Below are 9,939 nucleotides of genomic sequence, written 5' to 3' on the forward strand. Positions count from 1 at the left end.
TAAAATGTTAACCAATTTTCAAATAACTGTTTCATAATGTAACTACTATCATCACTTTTGCTTTATCAAACAAACAAAAATCTGAAAAGTAAAGCATATGTGTGGAATACTAGCCATAATCGGAAAAGGAAAAGATGAAGTCTTAGTTAGAGAATTATCCAAACGCATGTCGCATCGCGGTCCCGATGAAAGTGATGTCCATATTACGGATAAAGGACATTTTCTGTCACACGAACGTTTATCAATCATCGATTTACATACCGGAAAACAACCCATTCAAGGTTGTGATACCGCTTGGATGGTGCACAATGGCGAAATATACAATCACCAAGAATTAAGAGATACCATTTTAAAAGAACATACGTTCAGATCAACATCCGATTCGGAGGTAATCGTACACTTATATGAAAAATTTGGTTACGATTTTTGCCATTTGCTCGACGGAATGTTCGCTTTTGTGGTAATTGACGGCGATGATTACATTGCCGGTCGTGACCCATTAGGAGTAAAACCCTTGTATTACGGTATAGACGAACGCGGACGCATGTATTTTGCCTCTGAAATGAAATCGATTGCCGACCAATGTAAAACATTTTCCACCTTTCCGCCAGGACATTATTATACCCCTGAAACCGGATTTGTGAAATACTACCAACCCAAATGGGAAGACCCCGAAGCAGGCGTAGAGGAGTTGGATTTAACTGCCATCCGCGAATCATTGACCCAAGCTGTAAAAAAGCGTTTGATGAGTGATGTGCCTATTGGCGTTTTGTTATCCGGAGGATTAGATTCTTCTTTAACATCATCCATTGCTGCTCGTTTAATGAAAGAACAAGGCAAAACAATGCATTCTTTCTCCATCGGATTAGATCAAGAAGCACCCGATGCAAAAGCCGCTCGTAAGGTAGCCGAGTTTTTAGGAACCGAGCACCACGAAATTCATTTTACTATTGAACAGGGGATTGAGATTTTAGATCAATTGATTTGGCATTTAGAAACGTACGACGTAACCTCCGTTCGTGCCAGTACGCCCATGTATTTTCTTTCGAAAGCCATCACAGAAAAAGGAATTAAAGTAGTTTTATCAGGGGAAGGAGCTGATGAAATTTTTGGAGGATATCTTTATTTTAGAAATGCTCCTTCAGTAATGGATTTTCACAAAGAAACCATCGAGCGAGTTCAAAAATTATTTACAGCCGATTTATTGCGAGCGGATAAATCAACCATGGCTCATGGTTTGGAAGCACGCGTTCCGTTTTTGGACAAAGCTTTCTTGGAATTAGCCATTAAAATCAAACCCGAAGAAAAAATGCCGCAGACGTATGACGGCGTTGAAAAATACATCCTCAGAAAAGCATTTGACACACCTGAGAACCCTTATTTACCGCAAGAGGTATTGTGGCGTCAAAAAGAACAATTCTCCGATGGTGTGGGCTATAATTGGATTGATACCTTAATCGACTATTGTGCTTCCCAAGTTTCAGATACCGATTTTGCGAAAGCAAGAGAATTATATCCCTATAATACACCGGCAACAAAGGAAGCCTTTTTTTACAGAACGTTGTTTCATAAGCATTTTCCGCAAGTGGCTGCTGCACAAACAGTCCGCAAATGGATTCCGAAATGGCAGGAAAATCAAGACCCAAGTGGTCGTGCGAATGCGGCACACGTAAAAGCAGATACCGCTATTTCAAAAGATACATTAGTAATATAATTTTTTTCAGTTAGAAGTTTAGTTTGTTTGGTAGAGGCGTTCCGATAAGTTGGGACGCTTTTTTCATTCTGAATTCATTTCAGAATCTCCTGAATTCATTTCAGAATCTTCTGAATTCATTTCAGAATCTCCTGAATTCATTTCAGAATCTTCTCTGTCATTCTGAACTTGTTTCAGAATCTCTTCAGTCATGCCGTCCCGACGCTCTGGGATGTTTCAGCATTTCAGGTTTTCTAACCCGCCACCTTTGTCAAAATTCAAAACTTTGACAAAGGTTTTTTATTTCAGCTTGACTCTTTTTTGGCGGTAAATAAAATAGGAGTAGCCTTCAAAATCTTTTTAAGCGAGTATGTTTTTTGTTTAATCACCTGCGAATAAAATTGATTTTAATTGCGATTACAGTACTCGAATTTGCCTAGCCAAAAAATCAACATATTGTTAATAACTTATCGCCTTTGAGACACTGTTTTACTAGAAAATCCTTCTTCAATGCTTATATTTGCCTGTTAGACAAAAAATACAATTAGCATTAAATTTATATGAGCGAAGAAATCAAAAAGAATAGTTATTCAGCAGATAGTATTCAGGCCCTAGAAGGAATGGAGCATGTGAGAATGCGTCCTTCCATGTACATTGGAGATACCGGCGTGAGAGGTTTACACCACTTGGTTTATGAGGTGGTTGATAACTCGATTGATGAGGCGTTAGCCGGACATTGTGATACTATCACTGTTTTTATAAACGAAGATAATTCCGTTTCTGTTGAAGATAATGGACGTGGAATTCCGGTGGATATGCACAAAAAAGAAGGTGTTTCCGCTTTGGAAGTGGTAATGACCAAAATTGGTGCCGGAGGTAAATTTGACAAGGATTCTTATAAAGTTTCCGGAGGTTTACACGGAGTAGGTGTATCGTGTGTGAATGCACTTTCTGACCATTTAAGAGCTACCGTTTTTAGAGACGGTAAAATATACGAGCAAGAATACGAACGCGGTAAAGCAATGTATCCCGTGAAGCAAATTGGTGAAACCACCAAACGCGGAACGATGGTTACCTTCAAACCGGACACTTCTATTTTTACACAAACAATCGAGTTTTCCTATGATACTTTGGCCGCTCGTATGCGTGAACTTTCCTTTTTGAATAAAGGAATCACCATTACGATGTGCGACAAAAGACATTTGGATGACAAAGGTGAATTGGTAACCGAAACTTTCCATTCAAAAGAAGGATTAAAGGAATTTGTTCGTTTTTTAGATGGAAATCGCGAACCAATCATTTCACATGTTATTAGCATGGATAATGAAAAAGGGGAGATACCGGTGGAAGTGGCTTTGGTTTACAACACCAGTTATTCGGAGAATATCTTCTCATATGTAAACAATATCAATACCCACGAAGGGGGAACGCACTTGCAAGGTTTCCGCATGGGATTAACGCGTACGTTGAAGAAATATGCCGATAGCTCCGGTTTATTAGATAAATTAAAATTTGAAATTTCCGGAGATGACTTCCGTGAAGGTTTAACAGCTATTATTTCTGTAAAAGTTGCCGAACCACAGTTTGAAGGACAAACCAAAACCAAATTGGGGAACCGTGAAGTGGTTTCACCGGTGAGCCAGTCAGTTGCGGAAATGTTAGAAAACTATTTGGAAGAAAACCCAAATGATGCCCGAATTATTGTTCAAAAAGTAATCTTAGCAGCACAAGCCCGTCACGCAGCGAAAAAAGCTCGTGAAATGGTGCAACGCAAAACCGTTTTAGGCGGTGGCGGATTGCCGGGTAAACTGTCCGATTGTTCCGAACAAGACCCACAAAAATGTGAGATTTTCTTAGTCGAGGGAGATTCGGCAGGTGGAACCGCTAAACAAGGTCGTGACCGAGCATTTCAAGCCATTCTGCCGCTTCGTGGTAAGATATTGAATGTGGAGAAAGCCATGCATCACAAAGTGTTCGAAAACGAAGAAATTCGAAATATATTTACAGCTTTAGGTGTGACGATTGGAACCGCGGAAGATTCAAAAGCATTAAACTTAGAAAAGTTAAGATACCACAAAGTAGTCATCATGTGTGATGCCGATGTAGATGGTAGTCACATTTCGACCTTAATATTAACCTTCTTTTTCCGATTTATGAAAGAGTTGATTGAACAAGGACATGTTTATATTGCAACTCCACCTTTGTATTTAGTGAAAAAAGGAACTAAAAAGGAATATGCATGGAATGATGATCAACGTGACATGATTAACTTAAAACTAGGTGGTTCAGCTGCAATCCAACGTTATAAAGGTTTGGGAGAAATGAATGCGGAGCAACTTTGGGAAACAACATTGAACCCTGATTTCAGAACTTTGCGTAAAGTAACCATTGATAGTTTGGCAGAAGCTGACCGTATTTTCTCCATGTTAATGGGAGATGAGGTGCCGCCAAGAAGGGAATTTATTGAGAAAAATGCCGTTTATGCGAAAATTGACGCTTAGGTTGTTAAAAAATATCATTAGTATTAGTTTGTTGGGTTTTTTTGCAAAATCTCATAGTCAAACAGCCGGGCAATTAGAAGAAATAGGGTACCTCTTAGGAGATGCCCTTTTTTATTCTGAAAAGTACCTAATTCCTGCGACTGATGCCGCGGTTTACCAAGCTTCTTCTTCGTGGATGATTTCACCTAAAAAAAAGAAAGTTTGGACTGCCACCTTCGGATTGCACGGGAATCTTTTTTTTGTTCCTAAAAGCGATCGAAGTTTTGCAATTAAGAATGAAGATTTCAATTTTTTTGAAATAGAAAATCAAACAACAGCTACTGTACCTACCTCGATTGGCAACGATGACCGTGTTTATTTAATTGGCGACTTAGACGGCGAACAGATTCGCTTGCGAACACCCACAGGTATTGATCAGGAAACAATGTTTTATCCGTACTTAATGGCAGCTGTAGAATTGCCTTATGGTTCGGAATTAGTCGTTCGTTATTCTACACGAACCAAGTTGAAAAGGGGCGAATACCAAGTTTTTGGATTTGGATTGAAACAAAATTTGAGTCAGTTTTTCCCAAAAATAGAGGAAAAAAACATTCACTTTGCAGTCATGGGTATGTATTCCAATGCTGATATGACTTTTGATTTTTTGGATATTGATACACAGTATGGAAATTTGGGGATTAATCGAATTTCCGGCTTGGTGGATACCTATCATATTCAGTTGAGTGCTTCAAAGGAAATAAACCGTTTTGAAATCATCACTAATTTGATTGTAAATCGAAGTAATTTTAAATACAAAGTATCGGGTGACAAAGGTTCCATCGAAGAAATACTGCCAATTCAAGACATCATCAACGAACTTTTAGCAACTATTGCCGAACCCAAAACAAATGTGCTGGGAGAAGTTTCTTTACGGTATCGATTTAGTAGATTTTATGTGCAAAATTCGATTGCTTTTGGTAAATTTGTAAACGCAAATATTGGAATTCAATATCAATTATAAATACTTAACTTAAATACGAATAAAATGAAAGTTACCATTGTAGGAGCAGGGAACGTAGGGGCTACATGTGCCGATGCGATTGCTTATAGACGAATTGCAAGTGAAATTGTATTAGTAGACATTAGAGAAGGTTTTGCAGAAGGAAAAGCATTAGATATCATGCAAACGCAAACCACCCTAGGTTTCAATACAAAAGTATCCGGAAGTACGAATGATTATACAAAAACAGCAGGTAGTGATGTAGTGGTGATTACCTCAGGTATTCCAAGAAAACCGGGGATGACTCGTGAAGAATTAATTGGAATCAATGCAGGTATTGTAAAATCGGTTGCCGAAAGTTTATTGCAACATTCGCCTAATGCAGTTGTAGTGGTGGTTTCAAACCCAATGGATACAATGACTTATTTAACATTGAAAGCAACCGGCTTACCAAAAAACCGAGTGATTGGTATGGGTGGTGCTTTGGATAGTTCACGTTTTAAATGCTATTTGTCACAAGCTTTAGACAAACCGGCTAATGATATTCAAGGAATGGTAATTGGTGGTCATGGTGATACTACGATGATTCCTTTGACACGTTTAGCTTCTTACAACGGCGTTCCTGTTTCTGAATTTTTATCGGAAGACGAATTAGCAAAAGTATCTGCCAGCACGATGGTTGGAGGAGCAACGTTAACAGGTTTGTTGGGAACTTCCGCTTGGTATGCACCGGGAGCTTCTGTGGCGTATTTAGTAGATAGCATCTTAAACGACCAAAAAAAAATGATTCCATGTTCTGTTTTCTTAGAAGGAGAATACGGACAAAGTGATATCTGTATCGGTGTGCCATGTATCATTGGTAAAAACGGTATCGAAACAATTGTTGATATCGAATTAAATGCTACTGAGAAAGCAGCTTTCGCTAAAAGTGCTGACGCAGTTCGTGCCATGAACGGCGATTTGAAAGCGGTTTTAGCCTAACATTTCCAACATAATTTAAAAAGACTGCATTTTTGCAGTCTTTTTTTTGAGATTAATCGATAAATAAATTGGTTAATCTTATCCATAATTATATATTTGCACGTTTTCTAAAAAAGGTTAGTGTACAACTTCTATCTATCTATTTTAGAATCAAAACTTTACCAATTAAACAGTAATTAATTTTAGTACTAATGCAGAATAAAGGACTTATTAAATTTATCGCAATCATTTTAGCTTTGGTATGTATCTACCAACTTTCGTTTACGTTTGTAGCTAATACTATTCAAAAAGACGCTAAAGCCTATGCAACGGCAGAATTTAAAAAACTTACAGATAAAAGAGAACGCGAATTAAAAGCTACGGGTGCATCAGAAATCCAAGCTCTTGATTTGAATCAATTAGAAGTGAAGTATTTGGATTCATTGAAACCTGAGAAAGTATTTTTGAATTTTTTCACGTATGATTTCGTTACTAAAAATCAAATCAACAAAGGTCTTGACTTAGAAGGTGGTATTAACGTCATACTTCAAATTTCTGTAAAGGATATCTTAGTTGGATTGTCAAATGATTCAAATGACCCAACATTTAATAAAGCCTTAGCAGATGCTAAAACCAATCAAAAAGGAAATCAAACATTTATTGATGCATTCTTTGAAGCTTGTGAAAAAGAAGCAGCTACCACTAAAACGAAGTTAGCTTCACCTGATATTTTTGCCAACAAAAATTTAGATGGTGAAATTGACTTTAAAATGTCAGATGATCAGGTAAAACCAATCCTGAGAAGAAAAGTAAACGAATCGGTTTTGAGTGCTTTTGAAGTACTTAGAAAACGTATCGATAAATTTGGGGTGACGCAGCCAAACATCCAACAATTAGGCGAATCAGGTAAGATTCTTGTAGAATTGCCGGGTGCGAAAGATGTGGATCGTATTAAAAATTTATTGCAAAGTACAGCACAGTTAGAGTTTTGGGAAACGCATCAATCAGATGTTGCTTTTCAATATTTAGCAAGTGTGAATGATTTGTTGAAAGCTACCGAAACTGCAAAAGTGGAAGTAAAAGAAACAGCAACTACAGGAATTGATTCCTTATTGACAGACGCTACAAAAGATTCGACTGCAACGGCTTCTAATGAAAACAATCCAATCTTCAGTAAATTGCTTTCTTCGGGAGGCGGACCAGTTATTGGTTATTTTTCACCTAGAGATACAGCTGTAATTAATAATTATTTGAAGCGTTCAAATGTTGTGGCATTGCGTCCGCAAGATTTGAGAAATGCAAAATTTGTTTGGGGTAAACCAACCACTTTAACAAATGATAAAAAAGAAGTAGTTCCTGCGGTTGAATTGTATGCTTTAAAAGCAGATCGTTCCAACCAAGCAGCTATTAGTGGTGGTGTTGTTGTAGATGCAAGTGCTACTTTTGACCAAGTAGGCAAACCGGCTGTAACCATGCAAATGAACGGTAAAGGGGCAAAGCAATGGGAAGAGTTAACCGGACGTGTTAGTCAGCAACAAAATGCCATTGCAATCGTATTGGATAATGTGGTCTATTCTGCTCCGGGAGTATCCAGTGGTGCTATTGCTGGTGGTCGCTCAGAAATCACGGGTACATTTACAGTTGAAGAAACACAAGATTTAGCAAACGTATTAAGAGCGGGTAAATTACCAGCAAAAGCAGATATCGTTCAATCTGATGTAGTAGGACCGTCCTTAGGTCAGGAAGCAATTGACAATGGTATGCTTTCTTTCGTTATTGGTATGTTGTTAGTAGTAGTATGGATGATACTTTATTACGGCAAAGCAGGTGTCTACGCAAATATTTCATTATTTGTCAACATCTTGTTTATTTTTGGAATCTTAGCCAGTTTAGGAGCTGTGTTGACCTTACCTGGTATTGCTGGTATTGTTTTAACAATTGGTATGGCGGTAGATGCAAACGTAATTATTTATGAAAGAGCAAAAGAAGAACTTGCAATAGGTAAAACATTAGAAGAAGCAATAAATTACTCGTATACATGGAAAGGAGCGATGTCTTCAATTTTTGATGCAAACGTTACGACTGCTTTAACTGCTTTAATATTATTGGTATTCGGTACAGGTCCCATTAAAGGATTTGCCACAACCTTATTAATAGGTATTGGTACTTCTTTATTTACTGCAATTTTCGTAACTAGAATATTTTTGGATTGGGCAATTGTAAAAGGTCAGAAAATGACCTTTGCAACACCAATGAGTAAAGATTGGTTTGTAAACATGAATTTTGATTTCATGAGTAAGAAAAAAATTGCCTATGCAATTTCATCAGTTTTAGTAATAGCTTCATTGGTATCTTTGTTCTTTATAAACGGGCTGAATCAAGGAGTTGATTTTGTGGGTGGAAGAACGTTTCAAGTGCGTTTTGAAAAACAAGTAATACCAAGTGAAGTAAGTTCAATTTTAACGAAGGGATTTGGAACAAATGTTGAGGCTAAAACGTTTGGTACTAATAATCAATTGAAAATTACTACCAAGTATAAAGTTAAAGAGGAAGGTGAAGCAATAGACAAAGAAGTAAATCAAATGTTATTTACAAATTTGAAGCAGTTTTTGCCGTCAAGCATGACGTATGAAGAATTTGTTACAAATTATGATGGAAAAGAATTTGGGGTCTTACAAGCCACAAAAGTGGGTCCAACAGTTGCAGAGGATATCAAGGCTAATGCGGTATGGGCGGTACTAGGATCGCTATTGATAAGTTTCCTTTACCTTTTTATTAGTTTTAGAAAATGGCAGTTTTCATTAGGAGCAGTACTTGCAGTAGCTCATGACGTGATTATTGTATTGGGAATTTACTCTTTCTGCTACAGTTTTATGCCTTTCAGTATGGAAATTGATCAGGCATTTATAGCTGCAATTCTTACGGTGGTTGGGTATTCTTTAAATGATACTGTAATTGTTTTTGATAGAGTTCGAGAATTTATGTCGGAACGCACAAAAGGAACTTTTAATCAAATTGTAAATAAATCTTTGAACACAACTTTGAGTAGAACAATTAATACTTCATTCACAACAATTATCGTTTTGGTAGCCATTTTTCTTTTGGGAGGCGAAACTATTCGAGGTTTTGTTTTTGCGATTTTAGTAGGTATTGTAGTGGGAACTTATTCGTCATTATTTATTGCTACTCCAATTATGATGGATACAGTCAATTTTAACGAAGCAAAAGACCAAGTAGTAGCCGACACCACTGTTGCTAAAAAATAGTATAAGTATTTTATTCATACGCGAAAGACCTGATGCAAATCAGGTCTTTTTTTTGATTGTATCGCGTGCTAACAATCATTTAAGAATTCTTTTCAATTCTTGTTGGTTAATTCAATTCCTGTGGAGTTTTGTTTGAGTTGTTTACAATAGCGGCTGTTAAAAAAATGAATGAGTGCCCTATTAATCAAATCAAATTATAATTTAAAAATAGAGAGAAGCTGAAACAAGTTCAGCTTGACAACACCAAACTTTGTGCACTGTCATGTTGAACTTGATTCAGCATCTCTACAATTTACGTTTTGAAAATCTGAAAGAAACTTGACAGAGTTGGTCAAGCATATATTTTAAACATGGATTTGAGCTCATTATACCGGGGACTTTTATTTTCATTGATGAACTTGATGTTTCAGATGCAAATAATTGATATAATTAAATTTAAACTTGTAGGACTAAAAAATCAAATAGAACTCTGCATTTATCATTAGCACATAAACATAAAAAAATCAACCCTTTCAGGCTGGTTAGTAGTATTTAAAAATT

General features: G+C 36.9%; 6 protein-coding genes. 5 read left to right on the forward strand and 1 reads right to left on the reverse strand.

What is annotated here, in order from left to right; translation table 11 throughout:
• Window positions 1-97 precede the first annotated feature (97 nt).
• A complete protein-coding gene (gene asnB, locus ACIQ2S_RS08130; protein WP_396174825.1) occupies window positions 98-1,714 on the forward strand; it encodes an asparagine synthase B in 1,617 nt (538 codons plus the stop codon).
• 63 nt (window positions 1,715-1,777) lie between these two features.
• Here asnB and ACIQ2S_RS08135 read toward each other — a convergent pair whose 3' ends face one another.
• The gene (locus ACIQ2S_RS08135) at window positions 1,778-1,906 is read right to left on the reverse strand and encodes a hypothetical protein (RefSeq protein ID WP_396174827.1); all 129 of its coding nucleotides are present in this window, start codon (window positions 1,904-1,906) and stop codon (window positions 1,778-1,780) included.
• A gap of 347 nt (window positions 1,907-2,253) precedes the next feature.
• Here ACIQ2S_RS08135 and gyrB point away from each other — a divergent pair, with 347 nt between their 5' ends.
• The 4 genes from gyrB to secDF all read left to right on the forward strand — a co-directional run bounded on the left by gyrB (window position 2,254) and on the right by secDF (window position 9,399).
• Window positions 2,254-4,194, forward strand: coding sequence for a DNA topoisomerase (ATP-hydrolyzing) subunit B (gene gyrB / locus ACIQ2S_RS08140; RefSeq protein ID WP_396174830.1), 1,941 nt, complete (start codon window positions 2,254-2,256; stop codon window positions 4,192-4,194).
• Entirely contained in the window at window positions 4,175-5,194 is a 1,020-nt protein-coding gene (locus tag ACIQ2S_RS08145) for a DUF6588 family protein (RefSeq protein ID WP_396174832.1), read from the forward strand. Before gyrB ends, ACIQ2S_RS08145 begins: the two co-directional genes overlap by 20 nt.
• Before the next feature lie 24 nt (window positions 5,195-5,218).
• Window positions 5,219-6,154 (forward strand): malate dehydrogenase, encoded by a 936-nt coding sequence (gene mdh, locus ACIQ2S_RS08150; RefSeq protein ID WP_396174834.1) that lies wholly within the window; start codon window positions 5,219-5,221, stop codon window positions 6,152-6,154.
• Window positions 6,155-6,345: 191 nt separating this feature from the next.
• The gene (gene secDF / locus ACIQ2S_RS08155) at window positions 6,346-9,399 is read left to right on the forward strand and encodes a protein translocase subunit SecDF (protein WP_396174836.1); all 3,054 of its coding nucleotides are present in this window, start codon (window positions 6,346-6,348) and stop codon (window positions 9,397-9,399) included.
• Window positions 9,400-9,939 lie beyond the last annotated feature (540 nt).

This window comes from Flavobacterium sp. (assembly GCF_044371705.1).
Lineage (GTDB): Bacteria > Bacteroidota > Bacteroidia > Flavobacteriales > Flavobacteriaceae > Flavobacterium.

Coding starts and splice junctions, on each gene's coding strand:
- gyrB (WP_396174830.1), top strand. CDS start 2,254: ATGAGCGAAGAAATCAAAAAGAATAGTTATTCAGCAGATAGTATTCAG.
- secDF (WP_396174836.1), top strand. CDS start 6,346: ATGCAGAATAAAGGACTTATTAAATTTATCGCAATCATTTTAGCTTTG.
- mdh (WP_396174834.1), top strand. CDS start 5,219: ATGAAAGTTACCATTGTAGGAGCAGGGAACGTAGGGGCTACATGTGCC.
- ACIQ2S_RS08145 (WP_396174832.1), top strand. CDS start 4,175: ATGCGAAAATTGACGCTTAGGTTGTTAAAAAATATCATTAGTATTAGT.
- asnB (WP_396174825.1), top strand. CDS start 98: ATGTGTGGAATACTAGCCATAATCGGAAAAGGAAAAGATGAAGTCTTA.
- ACIQ2S_RS08135 (WP_396174827.1), bottom strand. CDS start 1,906: ATGACTGAAGAGATTCTGAAACAAGTTCAGAATGACAGAGAAGATTCT.